Annotated in this window: 15 protein-coding genes; 11 read left to right on the plus strand and 4 right to left on the minus strand. The window is 64.8% G+C overall.

Going from position 1 to position 16,053, the window contains the following annotated elements; all coding sequences use genetic code 11:
- Window positions 1–19: 19 nt before the first annotated feature.
- From C2U70_RS24030 to C2U70_RS24040, 3 genes are all read right to left on the minus strand, one after another.
- On the minus strand, window positions 20–1,321 hold the full coding sequence (locus C2U70_RS24030) for a glycosyltransferase family 87 protein (RefSeq protein ID WP_140981071.1): 1,302 nt from the start codon (window positions 1,319–1,321) through the stop codon (window positions 20–22).
- Window positions 1,321–2,883: an ArnT family glycosyltransferase gene (locus C2U70_RS24035; protein WP_140981072.1), complete on the minus strand. Its 1,563-nt coding sequence runs from the start codon at window positions 2,881–2,883 to the stop codon at window positions 1,321–1,323. The genes C2U70_RS24030 and C2U70_RS24035 overlap by 1 nt, the downstream gene beginning before the upstream one ends.
- Window positions 2,884–3,046: 163 nt before the next feature.
- Complete coding sequence (locus C2U70_RS24040; protein ID WP_140981074.1) at window positions 3,047–4,675, minus strand: helicase HerA-like domain-containing protein; 1,629 nt, start codon at window positions 4,673–4,675, stop codon at window positions 3,047–3,049.
- Window positions 4,676–5,013: 338 nt separating this feature from the next.
- On the opposite strand from C2U70_RS24040, the gene C2U70_RS24045 reads away from it, so the two are divergent.
- The 9 genes from C2U70_RS24045 to C2U70_RS24085 all read left to right on the plus strand — a co-directional run bounded on the left by C2U70_RS24045 (window position 5,014) and on the right by C2U70_RS24085 (window position 13,302).
- Window positions 5,014–5,379, plus strand: coding sequence for a DUF2267 domain-containing protein (locus C2U70_RS24045; RefSeq protein WP_140981076.1), 366 nt, complete (start codon window positions 5,014–5,016; stop codon window positions 5,377–5,379).
- A 22-nt stretch (window positions 5,380–5,401) separates the two neighbouring features.
- Window positions 5,402–5,809 carry a DUF4332 domain-containing protein gene (locus C2U70_RS24050; protein ID WP_140981078.1) on the plus strand — a complete coding sequence of 136 codons (408 nt, stop codon included), beginning with the start codon at window positions 5,402–5,404 and terminating at the stop codon, window positions 5,807–5,809.
- Window positions 5,810–6,008: 199 nt separating this feature from the next.
- A complete protein-coding gene (gene folP / locus C2U70_RS24055; RefSeq protein WP_140981080.1) occupies window positions 6,009–6,869 on the plus strand; it encodes a dihydropteroate synthase in 861 nt (286 codons plus the stop codon).
- Window positions 6,866–7,243: a dihydroneopterin aldolase gene (folB, locus tag C2U70_RS24060; protein ID WP_140981082.1), complete on the plus strand. Its 378-nt coding sequence runs from the start codon at window positions 6,866–6,868 to the stop codon at window positions 7,241–7,243. Before folP ends, folB begins: the two co-directional genes overlap by 4 nt.
- 5 nt (window positions 7,244–7,248) lie before the next feature.
- A complete protein-coding gene (gene folK, locus C2U70_RS24065; protein ID WP_140981084.1) occupies window positions 7,249–7,740 on the plus strand; it encodes a 2-amino-4-hydroxy-6-hydroxymethyldihydropteridine diphosphokinase in 492 nt (163 codons plus the stop codon).
- Window positions 7,741–7,826: 86 nt separating this feature from the next.
- Window positions 7,827–9,698, plus strand: coding sequence for a methylmalonyl-CoA mutase family protein (locus tag C2U70_RS24070; protein ID WP_140981085.1), 1,872 nt, complete (start codon window positions 7,827–7,829; stop codon window positions 9,696–9,698).
- Window positions 9,695–10,159, plus strand: coding sequence for a GFA family protein (locus tag C2U70_RS24075; RefSeq protein ID WP_140981087.1), 465 nt, complete (start codon window positions 9,695–9,697; stop codon window positions 10,157–10,159). The genes C2U70_RS24070 and C2U70_RS24075 overlap by 4 nt, the downstream gene beginning before the upstream one ends.
- A gap of 35 nt (window positions 10,160–10,194) precedes the next feature.
- Window positions 10,195–12,351 carry a methylmalonyl-CoA mutase gene (scpA, locus tag C2U70_RS24080; RefSeq protein WP_140981088.1) on the plus strand — a complete coding sequence of 719 codons (2,157 nt, stop codon included), beginning with the start codon at window positions 10,195–10,197 and terminating at the stop codon, window positions 12,349–12,351.
- Between the two features lie 186 nt (window positions 12,352–12,537).
- Complete coding sequence (locus tag C2U70_RS24085) at window positions 12,538–13,302, plus strand: RsiV family protein (protein ID WP_140981098.1); 765 nt, start codon at window positions 12,538–12,540, stop codon at window positions 13,300–13,302.
- A gap of 7 nt (window positions 13,303–13,309) precedes the next feature.
- Here C2U70_RS24085 and C2U70_RS24090 read toward each other — a convergent pair whose 3' ends face one another.
- Complete coding sequence (locus C2U70_RS24090; RefSeq protein WP_140981090.1) at window positions 13,310–13,789, minus strand: SRPBCC family protein; 480 nt, start codon at window positions 13,787–13,789, stop codon at window positions 13,310–13,312.
- Window positions 13,790–13,977: 188 nt separating this feature from the next.
- On the opposite strand from C2U70_RS24090, the gene C2U70_RS24095 reads away from it, so the two are divergent.
- On the plus strand, window positions 13,978–14,970 hold the full coding sequence (locus tag C2U70_RS24095) for a tripartite tricarboxylate transporter substrate binding protein (protein WP_140981092.1): 993 nt from the start codon (window positions 13,978–13,980) through the stop codon (window positions 14,968–14,970).
- Window positions 14,971–15,143: 173 nt separating this feature from the next.
- A partial coding sequence (locus tag C2U70_RS24100) for an ABC transporter ATP-binding protein (RefSeq protein WP_140981094.1) occupies window positions 15,144–16,053 on the plus strand: 910 nt, incomplete at its 3' end.

Raw genomic sequence — 16,053 nt, forward strand, 5'->3', positions numbered from 1 at the left:
GTGGTCTTCCCGATTGGTTTTATGTTGCGGGTTTTAGCTCCGTCGGAGCGTCCGGGCCAGCTGCCTCAAGGGGATGGCGGATGTGCCAGACCAGCGCAGCGGCCAGCACGGCGGTGGCCCAGAGGTTGTTGCCCCAGGCCTGCAACACATGCGGAAACAGTTGCAGGGACAACAGCCCCAGAACGGCGGCGATGCCGAGCGCAATCCAGGTTCCCATGCGCGCCCCGGGGCGCTCGTCATAGACGGCACGATGGATCAGGATCGTGATCGGAAAGAACAGCCACACGAAGTAATATTGCCGCGCCAGCGGTGTGGCGACGGTCATCAGGCAGAAGAGGATGCCGAGTTCCTCGGCATCCGATCGCGGGGTGCGTTTCTTCTCGCCCGGCATGACGGCAAGGAATCCCAGGCCGAGCGCCGCCGATACCGCAAGCACGATCCAGTTCGCGGTTTTGTAGCCGACGTCGACGACGTTCATCGTGCGCGACGGCTTGTTGGGATCCTCTATATTGTAGTTGATCGGGCGGACCAGCCGGTGCGTCACCGCGATGATCGACTGATTGATCCACGACCAGTTCTGATCGCCGCGTTGACCAAAGCCCTGCTCCGAGGTCGATCCGACCATGCCCTGGTACCAGGTCTTGACCTCCGCGACGTTGCGCTCGAAGCCGCGGATCGGCGCCGGCAGCACGAAGAGGAAGGCGACGAGGAAGATCATCATGCTGGCAAACGCCGTCCATTGCCGCCGCCACAGCAGATAGGGGAATACGGCAATGGGAAACGCCTTGATCGCGGTCGCCAGCGCAAACATCGCGCCCGCCGTCCACGGCCGCTCGCGCAGCACCCAGAACCCGTACAGCGTCATCGCGAGCAGCACGAGGTTCGGCTGCCCGAGGTCGAACATGTCGAACACCGAGGTGATGGTGACGACCCCCGGCAGCGCCGCGATCCAGGGATTTGGAGTACGCCCGAGCCCCGTCATGGCGTTGGAGAGCTGCGCGGTGATCCACCATGCCGCGACGTTGAGCAGCGACAGACAGCTATACAGCGTGACCTTGCCGAACCAGGCGGGAGGCGCGAGCAACAGCGCCGGAAAGGGCGGATAGATGAAGTCGAGGGTGTCGCCCGTCATTCGCTCGTAGAGCGGCAGGCCTTGCAGCACCTGCTGGCCCGCCCAGTACCAGAGCGCATAGTCCTTGCTCTTGCCGTCGCGAAAGATCTCGGGGATCAGCACGTCGGCCACGAGCAGGATGCTCACGGCATAGAACAGGAGGTCCGTCGGCCGTCGCAGGGAGGGCCATCGCAGCACGGGGTCTTGCATCAAAGGGGGCCTTGTTTCGCAGGCCGTCCGGTAGCAGCAACCGAGTCCGCCTGCAAACGCGCCAGGGTCGCATTTCCGTGATGGGCGGTGGCATTCGGCCTGATCTCCACCACGACCAGCGCCGGATTGCCGCTGAGCTTTGCGTGGCTGATGATCCGCATCCCCGCATTTGCCTTGGCCAGTGCTTCCATTTCCGCCGGCGAGACGATCACCAAAGCGGGCACCTTCAGCTTCGCCAGCTCGGATGCAGGCAGCCTGCGCACCGGCGCCGGCACATAGGCAAGCACGTTCGCACTGACCGTCGTCTCAGCCGCATAGATGATGCCCGGCATGGTCGCCCTGACGCCGGCGATGGTCTGCGCATCAATCCGGGTCTGTCGGAACGTGTCGGGCGAAGCCGGAATGACGAGCCAGCCAAGCACGATGAGCGCCGTCGACAAGCCCGTCACGATGGTGTTGGCGACCGCGATCAGCCAGTGCCGGCTGAACCACCAGCGCTCGAACAGGATGCCGCCGATGACAGCGAGCCCGAGATTGCCGGGCATTGCATAGCGCGTCGCGACGCCGCCGGGCCAGACCAGAAGCACGAGCGCGCCGAGCGTGGCGTAGAGGATCGCCGCCAGCATGAGATCGCGATCCCCACGCAACTCGCCTCGCCGCATCGCAAGGATCGCGGGGATGAGCAGGATCGAACCTGGCGCCCATTCCATGATCATGCTGAGCGCAAAATCGAGATGGTCGCGCAGCCATTGCTGCGCCGTCATGCCCTCGTCCAGCCGCGAATGATGCAGCCAGCCCTGGACGTCGCCGGGGATCATGACCGCCCAGTACCAGGCCGCCGATGGCAGCACCGCGATGATGTTGGCGAGCGCAAATCCCGCCACGTCGCTCCAGCGCCGCTTGATCAGGATATAGGCGCCGACGCCGAGCCCGAAGAAGGCCAGCGGCTGCGGTCCCTTGGTGAGGCCGGACAATGCGAGCAGAATGCCGATGCAGATCCAGCGCGGCAGCGAGACGCGGTCCTGGATCACGCCGTGCCACCACAGGAAGAAGCCGCCGAACATCAGCACCGACAGCGTGACGTCGGGCTCCGCGGTGACGAATTTTTGCGCCACCATCGGACAGGCGAACCAGCACAGCGCTGCGAATACGGCGGGCGCCCTGCGGGTGTGCGGCAGCACGAGGTGGTAGACCATCAGGCCGCCGGCGAGCAGGAACAGAAGATGCGGCAGCCGCGCCGACCAGACGCCGACGCCGCCCGTCACGCTGCCGAGCGCTGCCGCGATCCACGACAGCAGCACGGGACGCTCGGCGAAGCGAAGGCCGTAGAGATAAGGCGCTCGCCAATGGCCGTCCTCGAGCGCGCCGCGGGCAAGGCCGATGACGGTGCCCTCTTCATAATGCGTGCCGCGGAGCGAGGCGGCCGGAAACGCCATCAGGGCCCAGAGCAGGACGACCCAGAACCAGCCGGGAATTTCGGCCTCGCGCACGCGCGTGACCTGGCGGAGAAACCAGGTCCACACGATCTCTGTAACGGCCTTCGATTCAATCGCCTGCGACACGCGCCCCTCAAGTCAGCACCAAAGCGCGATAGGTCGCATCAATGGCCGGCCCAGACAAGCGCTCGCCGGCCTTATTCGGCGCCTAAAGCGTGATCGCGCTTTAGCTCTCTGTTTGCGCATGATCTTTTCGGAAAACCGCTACGCACTTTTCCGGATCATGCCCTTAGCGCCGCAACAGCCCGCCGAGCGCACCACGGACCAGGGTCCGGCCGATCGAGCCGCCGAGCTGGCCGCCGACCGACTTGCCGACGCTGGCCGCCATCCCGCCGATGACAGTGTTGGTGACCGATCTCGTCACGTCGCGAGCGATGACCTGGCCGGTGGACAGGCGGCCGCGCTTGACGTTGGTGCCGAAGATCGTGCCGACGATCGAGCCGATCTGGCCGAGGATGCCGCCACCCCCGCCTCCGGCAGCCGCTCCGCCGTCCGCCGTTGCGGCGGTGCCCGCAATCCGTTTCTGGATCATCTCATAGGCGGACTCTGCATCGACAGCCGTGTCATATTTGCCCTTCACGGGGCTCGCAGCCATGATCGCCGTGCGCTCCTCCGGCGTGATCGCCCCGATGCGCCCGGTCGGCGGGCGGATCATTACACGTTCGACCATCGACGGCGTGCCGTTGCCTTCGAGGAAGGACACCAGCGCTTCACCCTTGCCGAGCTCCATGATCACCTTGGCGGTATCGAGCTTGGGATTGGGCCGGAAGGTCTGGGCGGCGGCTGCGACCGCCTTCTGGTCGCGCGGCGTGAAGGCGCGCAGCGCGTGCTGCACGCGGTTGCCCAACTGGCCGAGCACGCGATCCGGCACGTCGATCGGGTTCTGGGTGACAAAGTAGATACCGACGCCCTTGGAGCGGATCAGGCGCACCACCTGCTCGATCTTGTCCATCAGCGCTTTCGGCGCGTCGTTGAACAGCAGATGCGCCTCGTCGAAAAAGAAGACGAGCTTTGGCTTCGGCAGGTCGCCGGCCTCGGGCAGCTCCTCGAACAGCTCTGACAGCATCCACAGCAGGAATGTCGCGTAAAGCCGTGGACTCTGGAGCAGCTTGTCGGCCACGAGGATGTTGACCATGCCGCGGCCGTCGCGGTCGGTCTTCATGAAATCCTTGAGCGTCAGCGCCGGCTCGCCGAAGAACTTTGTGGCGCCCTGGTTCTCCAGCACCAGGAGCTGGCGCTGGATCGTGCCGACGGTGGCCTTGGTGACGTTGCCGAACCCTTGCGCCTCTTTCTTGATGTCGGCGAGCGGACCTTCCCCGGCATCGGCGGCCTTCTTGGCGCCATCCGGCACGATCGCATCCAGGAGCGCGCGCAGATCCTTCATATCGATGAGGGTCAGGCCGTTGTCGTCGGCGACGCGGAAGGCCACGTTGAGGACGCCTTCCTGCACGTCGTTCAGGTCGAGCATCCGCGCCAGCAGGAGCGGCCCCATCTCGGTGACGGTCGCCCGCACCGGATGCCCCTGCTCGCCAAATACGTCCCAAAACACCGTCGAAAACTGATCCGGCTGGAACGTCAGCCCCATTTCGCCAGCGCGCTTGAGGATGAAATCCTTGGCCTCCCCGACTTGTGAAATGCCGGAGAGGTCGCCCTTGATGTCGGCGGCGAAGACAGGAACACCGGCGCGCGCAAATCCTTCCGCCAGCACCTGCAATGTCACGGTCTTGCCGGTTCCGGTCGCGCCGGTGACGAGGCCGTGGCGGTTGGCAAGCGCGAGCGTCAGCCAGGCAAGCTCGTCTCCCTTGCCGACGAAGATCTTGTCGTCGGTATCGCCAAGCTTGGTGTTTGAAGTCGCCATGATCGTCCGCCTCGTCGCCTGGATGGAGTCGCAGTTCCGTAATTTAACGTATGTCGCGCGCCGATTGAAACAGAACAACGCGCCCTGGACGGCGTTGCACCTGCGACATTGTCGGATGTCAAGTGCAAGGCATTCGTCGAAAGTCGGAATGGAAGTTCGCACCGCGGCAAAATTTTGCGGGATTCGATCTCCGCTCTTGCATCGCTGCAACACTTTTCGCGCGTTTGAAGATGAATCGCGCTTTCGCTTGCGTTCATCGCTTGTATTTCACATCACACAGGCTCAAGATTGTTTTCAGAAGCAATACTCCGGTAACCAACCGGTCGGGGGCAGGCAATATGGACGAGCTGATCGGGCGGCTGGCGTCAAGCGCCGGCATCGATAGTGCTGTCGCTGAAAAGACCGTCGGCATTATCCTGGGTTTCCTTCGCAATGAAGGTCCATCCGATAGCGTCCAGGCCCTGATCGACAACATTCCCGGTGCCGAGGCCGCGATTGCGGCAACGCAAGGCGGTGGCGGCCTGTCCCGGCTAATGGGTGGCGGCCTGATGGCCGTCGGTACCCGGCTGATGGGTCTTGGTCTTGGCATGGCCGACATTCAGAAGATCGCCCGTGAACTTTTTCGCTTCGGCCGCGACAAAATCGGAGCGGATCAGATGGGCAAGATCATTGCGGGGACGCCGGGCCTCAGCCAGTTCGCCTGAAGCGCTGATCACATCGAGTATCATGACATATCCCATCTCAGACATTGAGGGCCTGTCGGTCTTCGCTGCGAGCAAGCTGAAGGCGCTCGGCATCCGCACGACCGACGCGCTGCTGGAAGCCGCCAGCACCGTGAAGGGCCGCAAGGCGCTCTCCGCCAAGACCGGCATCAGCGAGCAGCAGCTCCTGGAATGGGCCAATGTGTCCGACTACATGCGCATTCCCGGCATGGGCAAGGCCAAGATCGGCCTGGTGCGCGCCGCCGGCGTCACCACGGTGCGCGAGCTCGCCTACCGCAATCCCGCCCGCCTCGCCCAGAACATGCGCGACGTGAACGAGAAGAAGAAGCTCGTGCAACTGCTGCCGTCGGAAAAGGCGGTTGGCGACCTCATCGCAAAGGCGCGAAAGCTGCCGCCGAAGATCACGTACTGATCCCCGTTCCGTCATCCTGAGGTGCGAGCCTTGCGATGCTTTCATCGCAAGGCGTAGCCTCGAAGGATGAACGGCCAAGATGCAGCAGCGGGGCCGTTCATCCTTCGAGGCCTCCGCTACGCTCCGGCGCCTCAGGATGACGGACCCAGGCCCCCCTTCCCGTCTTGACTCCACCTCCCCGACCGCGCAAAGCGACCGCATGATCGCCTTGCCCTCACTGCCTGTCCCGCCGGCCGCTCGGAGCGGACATGCGACGCTGCGGGCGTTGCTGGAACGGCCCGTTCCGGCTGTCATGGGCGTGCTCAACATCACCCCGGATTCCTTCTCCGATGGCGGACAGTTCATCGCGCCAGAACAGGCGCTGATCCAGGCGCGGGCGATGGTCTCAGACGGCGCCGACATCATCGACATCGGCGCGGAGTCCACCCGTCCCTACAAGGGCGCCCAGCCGGTCACGGCGGACGAAGAGCTCGCGCGGCTCAAGCCGGTGCTGGCTGACGTGGTGGCGCTCGGCGTACCCGTCTCGATCGACAGCATGAAATCGGAGGTCGTGGCCTGGGCGCTCGACCAGGGGGCTGCGATCGCCAACGACGTCTGGGGCTTGCAGCGCGATGCGGACATGGCCGCGCTCGTGGCCAGGCGCAAGGTGCCGGTCGTCGTCATGCATAACCGCGACAGCGTCGATCCCGCGCTCGATATCGTCAAGGACATGGTCGCATTCTTTCACCGCACGCTCGACATCGCGGCCAAGGCCGGAATTGCCCGTGCCGACATCGTGCTCGACCCCGGCATCGGCTTCGGCAAGACGCCTGAGCAGAGCATGATCGCGCTGGCGCGGCTCGACGCGCTCGGCACTTTCGGCCTGCCGGTCCTGGTCGGTGCCTCGCGCAAGCGCTTCATTGCGTCGGTGTCGCCCTCCGAGCCGCAAGACCGGCTCGGCGGCTCGATCGCCGCCCATGTCATCGCCGCGCAGCGCGGCGCGCGCATCATTCGGACCCATGACGTCGCCGCGACACTGCAGGCGCTGCGCGTGACGCAAGCCATCGAGAGCAAGAGATGACGGACACGATTTTCATCACGGGACTGTCGATCCACGCCCGCCACGGCGTGCTGGACCATGAGACCGAAGTCGGCCAGCGCTTTGTGATCGACCTCGAGCTCTACACCGATCTGTCGGAATCCTCCCGCACCGATCGCCTCGCCGATACCGTCTCCTACTCCGAGGTGGTCGCAACCACGACGGCGGCGTTCAAGAACACCAATTACAAGCTCTTGGAGCGCGCGGCCGGCGCGGTCGCCGACGCCATCCTGTCGCACTTCCCGCGCGTCCGCGCCGTCAAGGTCACCGTGCACAAGCCGCATGCGCCGATCGCCGCCATCTTCGACGATGTCGGCATCATGGTGACGCGCTCGCGGCATCCGACCCACGGCTAGCCCGCATGGCCAGCGCCCTCATCGCGCTCGGCGGCAATGTCGGCGATGTCCGCGCCACCTTCCAAAAGGCGATCGCCCATGTCTGCGGCATGGCGCAAGCCGCGCTGGTCGCGCGCTCCTCCGACTACACGACGCCGCCCTGGGGCGACGAGGACCAAGCCCCCTTCATTAATGCCTGCATCGAGATCGACACCGCCCTCGATCCGCATGCGCTGCTGTTCGTGATGCAGAAGGTCGAGCAGAGGTTCGGCCGTATCAGGACCAAGGATCGGCAATGGGGGCCGCGCACGCTCGATCTCGACCTGATCGCCTATGACGACATCTCGCTTCAGAAGCCGGACCTGACGCTGCCGCATCCGCGCCTGTTCGAGCGCGCCTTCGTGCTGGTGCCACTGGCCGAAATCGCCCCCGATCGCCTGATTGGCGGTCGCAGGGTGCGCGATGCGCTGGCCAGCGTCTCAGCGCAAGGAATTGAGCGGCTGCCTGATACCGGTTAATCCAAGACAACCGTTTGCAGGGGCGGCCGCCCGTGGCATTTTACGGCCCAACAACGAGACGCTGATTTCAGGGAGCCCCCTGCCGAATGACCGCCGTGACTGACGATCTGCCGCTGGCCGCCGACTTTCCAAAGGCCGATTACGACGACTGGCGCAAGCTGGTGGATGGCGTGCTGAAGGGTGCGCCGTTCGAAAAGCTCGTCGGCAAGACCTATGACGGAATCAAGATCGATCCGCTCTATGCGCGCGCCAAGGGTGCTGCGCCGGTGGCGGGCCGGGCCGCGGCTGCGCCCTGGCAGATCGTGCAGCGGATCGACCATCCCGATGCGGCACAGGCGAATGCGCAGGCGCTCACGGATCTGGAGAATGGCGCGACCGGGCTCTCGCTGGTGTTTGCCGGCGGCAATGGCAGCCATGGGTTCGGCCTGGAACCGAGCGCGGATGCGGTCGCGAAGGTGTTGCAGGGCATCCATCTCGACGCCGGCATCGGCATCGAGCTCGAGGTCGGCCCGCAGTCGCGGATGGCCGCGATCCATGTCGCGGAATATGTGAAGACGAGCGGCCTCGATCCAGCGGCCTGCAACATCCGCTTCGGGCTCGATCCGCTGGCCGCAGGCGCGGTGTGGGGTCATAGCCCCTACACCTGGGACGAGATCGCGCCCGCCGTGACGGGTGCCATCAAGGGGCTCGCCGCACTCGGCTTCAAGGGACCCTTTGCCTCGGCCGATGGCCGCGTGATCCATGACGCCGGTGGATCGGAAGTGCAGGAACTCGCCTTCGTGCTCGCCTGCGGCATTGCCTATCTGCGCGCGATCGAAGCGGCCGGCATTCCGCTCGAACAGGCGCAAGGCATGGTCTATGCGCGTCTCGCCGCCGATGCCGACCAGTTTTTGACTATGGCGAAATTTCGCGCATTGCGGTTGCTGTGGTCGCGCATCGAGGCTGCCTGCGGGCTGACGCCAAAGCCGCTGTTCATCGCGGCCGACACCGCCTGGCGCATGCTGACCCAGCGCGACCCCTATGTGAACATGCTGCGTGCGACCATGGCGACGTTCGCCGCCGGCCTTGCCGGCGCCAACGCGATCACCGTGCTGCCGCATACGCTCGCGCTCGGCCTGCCCGATCCCTTTGCACGGCGCGTGGCGCGCAACACGCAGCTTCTGCTGCTGGAGGAAAGCAATCTTGCGAAGGTCAGCGATCCCGCGGCAGGCGCCGGCGGCATCGAGGCGCTGACGTCGGAACTCTGCAACGCGGCCTGGGCGCTGTTCCAGGAGACCGAGAAAGCCGGCGGCGCATTTGCGGCGCTCCAGCAAGGCCTGATCCAGGGCAAGGTGGCGGCCACGCGCAAGGCGCGCGAAGCCAACATCGCAAAACGCCGCGACGTGCTGACCGGCGCGAGCGAGTTTCCGAACCTGCATGAGAGCGAAGTATCGGTGCTGAAGGCAACGCCGATCGCGCTTGCTCCTTACGGCGAGCAAAAGTTCAAGTTCGATGCGCTGCCGCCGATGCGGCTCGCCGAGCCGTTCGAGGCCTTGCGCGACAAGTCGGACGCGGCACTGAAAGCCCGCGGCGCACGGCCAAAGGTGTTCCTGGCGAACCTCGGCACACCCGCCGATTTCACGGCGCGCGCGACGTTTGCAAAAAGCTTTTTCGAGGCCGGCGGCATCGAGGCCGTCGACAGCGCCGGATTTGCCGATCCCGCGCAGCTTGCCGCCGCATACAAGGCGTCTGGTGCCGAGCTCGCCTGCCTCTGTTCCAGCGACAAGGTCTATGCAGACCACGCGGAAACTTCAGCCAAGGCCCTGCAAGCGGCCGGCGCGAGACATATCTATCTGGCAGGCCGGCCGGCAGAGGCCGAAGCCGCGCTTCGGGCCGCCGGCGTCACCGGCTTCGTCTTTGCCGGCGGCGATGCACTTGCAACGCTGCAAGACGCCTATCGACGGATGGAACAGGCATGACCGAACCAGCAAAGAACGTTCTCACCGGCGGGTGCCAATGCGGTGCAATCCGCTTCGCGCTCTCGGCTCCGCCGGCCAAGATCAGCATCTGCCATTGCCGGATGTGCCAGAAGGCGACGGCCGCACCGTTTGCCTCCTACGCCGATATCGAGCATGGCGACTTCAAATGGACCAAGGGCAAGCCGGCCGCGTTCCAGTCGTCCTCGATCGCGATGCGCGACTTCTGCGCCGACTGCGGCACGCCGCTCTCCTTCCGCCGCATCGACGGCCCCCGCATCGAGATTTTGACCGGCGCGTTCGACCGCCCCGACAGGATCGTGCCGACGCGGCAATATGGAACGGAGTCCCGCCTCGGCTGGGTGGTCGGCATCGCCAATCTGCCGAGCCAGACCACGCTGCAGAATTACGGGCCGGAGAAGATGGCGACCATCAGCAGCCATCAGCATCCGGACCATGACTGAGACCTGACGCGCTCACCTATGATATGGTTGGAACCATGAGCCGCATTCCCAATTTCGCCGATGTCGCCTTCGAAAGAGTTGCCACGACAGCACCGGGGGGCAGCGCCGAGCCGTGGCTGACGCCTGAAGGCATTCCGGTTAAGTCAGCCTATGGCGAAGCCGATCTCGCGGGCCTCGATTTCCTCGAGACGTATCCGGGTATCGCGCCCTATCTGCGCGGCCCCTACCCGACCATGTATGTCAACCAGCCCTGGACGGTCCGGCAATATGCCGGCTTCTCCACGGCGGAGGATTCCAACGCGTTCTATCGCCGTAACCTCGCGGCGGGACAGAAGGGTCTCTCGGTCGCGTTCGATCTCGCGACCCACCGCGGCTACGATTCCGATCATCCGCGGGTTGCCGGCGACGTCGGCATGGCCGGCGTGGCCATCGATTCCATCTACGACATGCGCACGCTGTTTGCGGGCATTCCGCTCGACCAGATGAGCGTGTCCATGACCATGAACGGCGCGGTGCTGCCGATCCTCGCGCTCTATGTCGCAGCCGCCGGCGAACAAGGCGTGCCGCCGGAGAAGCTGTCGGGCACCATTCAGAACGACATTCTGAAAGAGTTCATGGTGCGCAACACCTATATCTATCCGCCTGCTCCCTCGATGCGGATCATCTCCGACATCTTCGCCTTCACCTCGCAAAAGATGCCGAAATACAACTCGATCTCGATCTCCGGCTACCACATGCAGGAGGCCGGGGCGACGCAGGACCTCGAGCTCGCCTACACGCTCGCCGACGGCGTCGAATATCTGCGCGCCGGTCTTGCCGCAGGCCTCGACGTCGATCGCTTCGCGCCGCGGCTGTCGTTCTTCTGGGCGATTGGCATGAACTTCTTCATGGAAGTCGCCAAGATGCGCGCCGCGCGGCTGCTCTGGGCGAAGCTGCTGAAGCCGTTCGGTCCGAACGACCCGCGCTCGCTATCGCTGCGCACGCATTGCCAAACCTCCGGCTGGTCGCTGACCGCGCAGGACGTCTTCAACAACGTGATGCGCACGACCGTGGAAGCGATGGCGGCCACGCAGGGCCATACGCAGTCGTTGCACACCAACGCACTCGACGAAGCCTTGGCGCTGCCGACCGACTTCTCCGCCCGCATCGCCCGCAACACGCAGCTCTTCCTGCAGCAGGAAAGCGGCACCACGCGGATCATCGATCCCTGGGGCGGCTCCTATTATGTCGAGCGGCTGACGCGCGACCTCGCGGCAAAGGCCTGGGGCCACATCCAGGAGGTCGAGGAGCTCGGCGGCATGGCCAAGGCCATCGAGGCCGGCGTGCCAAAACTGCGCATCGAGGAGGCCTCCGCCAAGACGCAGGCGCGCATCGATGCCGGCCGGCAGGCGGTGATCGGCGTCAACAAATACAAGCCGTCGGACGAAACTCCGATCGACATTTTGAAGGTCGACAACACCAACGTACGGCGGCTGCAGATCGACAAGCTGACGCGGCTGAAGAGCGAGCGCAGCCAAAAGGACGTCGATGCAGCACTCGCCGCAATCACGCGCTCGGCCGGCGAAGGCAACGGCAACCTGCTCGCGCTCGCGATCGACGCGGCGCGGGCGAAGGCCACCGTCGGCGAAATCTCCGACGCGATGGAAAAGGTCTTTGGCCGCCACCGCGCCGAGATCAAGTCCATCACCGGCGTCTACAAGCGGGAGGCGTCCAGCATGGGCAGCCAGGTCGAGAAGATTCAGGCGCTGATCGACGCGTTCGAGGAAGCCGAGGGCCGCCGGCCCCGCATCCTCGTCGCAAAAATCGGCCAGGACGGCCACGACCGTGGCCAGAAGGTGATCGCGTCGGCTTTCGCCGATATCGGTTTCGACGTCGACATCGGACCGCTGTTTGCCACCGCCGACGAGGCCGCGCGACAGGCCGTCGAGAACGACGTGCATATTCTCGGCGTCTCCTCGCTCGCGGCCGCACATCTGACTGCCGTGCCGGAGCTGAAGGCCGCGCTGAAGAAGCAGGGCCGCGACGACATCATGATCATCGTCGGCGGCGTGGTGCCGCCGCAGGACTATGACGCGCTCTACAAGTCCGGGGCGGAAGCAATCTTCCCGCCGGGCACGGTGATCGCCGAGGCCGCCGAAGAGCTGATCCACAAGCTCAACATTCGCCTCGGGCACAGCGAGGCGGCGGAATAATCCAGCAATGGTACGCCCTCCGGCATGAACCCGGGGGGCCTGATGTTGCGACCAACGGCAATGGGACCGTTGGCCGTTTTGCATCCGTTCATCTCGTGGCGTTTATCCCTCAGCAGACTTCCCGGAATGAGCGTGATGTCCATGATCACTGAATCGAAATCAGGCCACGCCGGATCGGCCCTGCGCATGGTCGCCATTGTCTCGGCCATGATCGCCCTCGCCTCACCCTTGCGCGCCGCCGAGCCAAAGCCCGACGCCATCATCAAGACCCAATCGGTCAGGGCCACCGTCCTCCTCGACGACAAGATCAAGGCCGATCCGGCGCTGTCAGCCGACTGCCTTGCCGAGGGCAAGAAGTGGATGGAGAAGAACGCCGCTGAGGCTGCTGCCTCCCGCAAGAGCGATCCACAATTCTTCAAGGATGGCGGCTGGGAGTTCGAGCGCAAATACTCGGTCCGCTCCGTCGTCGCTGACCGCTATGTCAGCATTGTCCGCGACGACTACATGGACACCCACGCGGCCCATCCCAATTCCGACGTCAACACCATCCTGTGGGACAAGACGGCCGCCAAGCGCATCTCGATCCGCCCGTTCTTCACCGAGACTGCCGATAATGGCGCGACCATGAACGCCATGCAGAAGGCGGTCCTCACCTCGCTGAAGATCGAGAAGAAGAAGCGCGATGCCGGTGAGACCGCGACCAATGACTGGTTCAAGGACGTCCAGCCGAGCCTGCTCAAGATCGGCGCGGTGACGCTCGCGCCTTCGACCGAGGCGGGCAAGAGTTCCGGGCTCACCTTCCACTATCCGCCCTATGCGGTCGGCCCCTATGCCGAAGGTCAGTACGTCGCCTTCGTGCCGTGGGAGACGCTGAAGCCGTACCTCACGCCGGAAGGCGCGCGCATTTTTGGCGGTGCGCGACCGAAGGGTGACGACGACAGCGGGCAGTAAGGCGCTGCTAACCGGAACGCGCCAGCGTCCGTGCGAGCGAGTCCGTCCAGGCGGGAATCCACGAGCCGAACAGGGCCTGCCAGCGATCGGCATCCGCCGGGTGTGTATCGAGCGCGACCGACCATTCGATGAGGGTGCGATCGCCTTCGACGATGGGGCGCAGATGCATGGTGCCCTGATAGCGCGTCGGCGACGGGATCTCGCCGGAGCCATCCTGCGGGTACGGCAGCGCTTCGAGGCCGGCATAGCTCAGCGTGTGCTGCCGGTCCGAATGATCGACCAGGCGCTGACGGATCCAGTTGCCGAGATAGCAAAAGCGCCTGACGGCGCCCACTTCGTCGCCGCGCTTGTCGTCCTCGATCTCGCTTTCACTCACCCCGTCGATATAGGCGGGGTAGTTGTTGAAGTCGCGGATCAGCGACCAGACCGTGTGCAGCGGATGGTCCAGCACGGCACTGTAATAGGCCTGGCAGTTGACTTGGGTCATCGGAGTTTTGTCCCTGGCTTCGATCATGCGCCCATTGATCGCGTCCATGTGGGACAAAACCCACCCGATTTCCGACTGGCCGGCCGATCCAATTGGTAGCGCTACCTTGCAGCCAGCGCGCAAAGCTGCCTAAAATGCCGCATTGAAACGAGCGCCCGGCGTCACGGGCGCCGCTGGGAGGGCATTTCATGTCCAGGATCACGCGCCGCACCTTTGCGGCTTCTTCCGTTGCAGCCGCGGCCTCGGCCGCTTTCGGTTTCACACCGGCGCTGGCGCAGGCCTATCCGGCGCGCCCCGTCACCGTGATCGTGCCATGGGGCGCGGGCGGCGGCACCGACGCGACCGCACGCATCGTCGCGGCACTCCTGGAAAAGGATCTCGGCCAGCCCTTCAACGTCGTGAACCGCACCGGCGGCTCCGGCGTGGTCGGCCACTCCGCGATCGCGACCGCGGCGGCTGACGGCTACACGATCGGCATGCTCACCGTCGAAATCTCGATGATGCACTGGCAGGGCCTCACCGAGCTGACGCCGAAGAGCTACACGCCGCTCGCGCTGATGAACGAGGATCCGCCGGGCATCCAGGTCTCCTCCACCTCGCCCTACAAGACGGTCAAGGAGTTGGCCGAGGCGATCAAGGCGGCCCCTCCCGGCAAGTTCAAGGCCTCGGGCACCGGCCAGGGCGGCATTTGGCATCTCGCCCTCGTCGGCTGGATGCAGGCGATGGGACTGCCCGCCAATCAAGTTGCCTGGGTGCCGTCGAACGGTGCGGCGCCCGCGATGCAGGATCTCGCCGCGGGTGGGCTTGATCTGACCACATGCTCGGTGCCGGAAGCGCGTGCCATCATCGAGGCCGGCAAGGCCAAGAGCCTCGCCATCATGGCGCCAGCCCGCAACAAGATCTTCCCCGACGTGCCGACGCTGAAGGAGGCAATGGGGATCAACTATTCGACCGGCGCCTGGCGCGGCATCGCCGCGCCGAAGGGCCTGCCGCCGGAGATCGCCACAAAACTCACCGCGGCGCTGAAGAAGGTCTACGACTCCACCGAGTTCAAGGAGTTCATGAGCAACCGCGGCTTCGGCACCATCTGGGGCGATGCCGGCGAGTTCACCTCCTTCATGGACAAGGGCGACGTCCAGATGGGCGAAGCAATGAAGGCGGCGGGTCTCGCCAAGGCGTAACTTCACCTCTCCCCGCTTGCGGGGAGAGGTCGAATTTGCGCGAGGCGCAAATTCGGGTGAGGGGAGTCTCCACATGTCCAACTCTCACCGCCCTTGTGGAGAGCCCCCCTCACCCCAACCCTCTCCCCGCAAGCGGGGCGAGGGGGCGCAGCACGCTTGCGGAGCCGCCTGCGATGACCGACAAATTCATCTCCATCGAAGGTATCGCCAAGCGTTATCCCGGCGCGGGCGGCAGCACGACGACGGTGTTCGAGAATCTCTGGCTGTCGATGGCGCGCGGCGAGTTTGGCTGTGTCATCGGCCATTCCGGTTGCGGCAAGACCACGGTGCTCAACATCCTCGCCGGCCTGGACACGCCGAGCGAGGGGGCCGTCATCGTCGACGGTCAGGCGATCGAAGGCACGAGCCTCGATCGCGCCGTGATCTTCCAGAGCCATGCGCTGCTGCCCTGGCGCACAGTGCTTGGTAACGTCGCCTATGCCGTCACCTCGAAATGGCGCAAATGGGATCGCGCCAGGGTGAAGGCGCACGCGCAGAAATTCATCGACCTGGTCGGCCTCACCGGCTCCGAGCACAAGCGTCCCTCGGAACTCTCAGGCGGCATGAAGCAGCGCGTCGGCATCGCGCGTGCGCTGTCGATCACGCCAAAGATCATGCTGATGGATGAGCCGTTCTCGGCGCTGGACGCGCTGACCCGCGGCACGCTGCAGGACGAGGTGCGGCGCATTTGCCTGGAGACCGGGCAGACCGCGTTCATGATCACCCACGACGTCGACGAAGCGATTTATCTCGCCGACAAGATCTTTCTGATGACCAACGGCCCCGGCGCGGTGTTGGCCGAGGTCGTTGAGAACCCGCTGCCAAAAGATCGGGGCCGTACCGACCTGCATCGCCATCCGCTCTATTACGCGCTGCGCAACCATATCGTCGATTTCCTGGTCACGCGCAGCAAGACGTTTGCCGCCGAGAAGCCGGATCACGATCCGCGCAATGTGCCCGTGGTTCACATTGGTAAACCCGGACTGACGGTCGCGACTGGAGCGATGACGGACACACCGAGAGAGGCGTCATGGCCGGGCTTGT

It is taken from the genome of Bradyrhizobium guangdongense (assembly GCF_006483445.1).
Classification (GTDB): domain Bacteria; phylum Pseudomonadota; class Alphaproteobacteria; order Rhizobiales; family Xanthobacteraceae; genus Bradyrhizobium; species Bradyrhizobium guangdongense_A.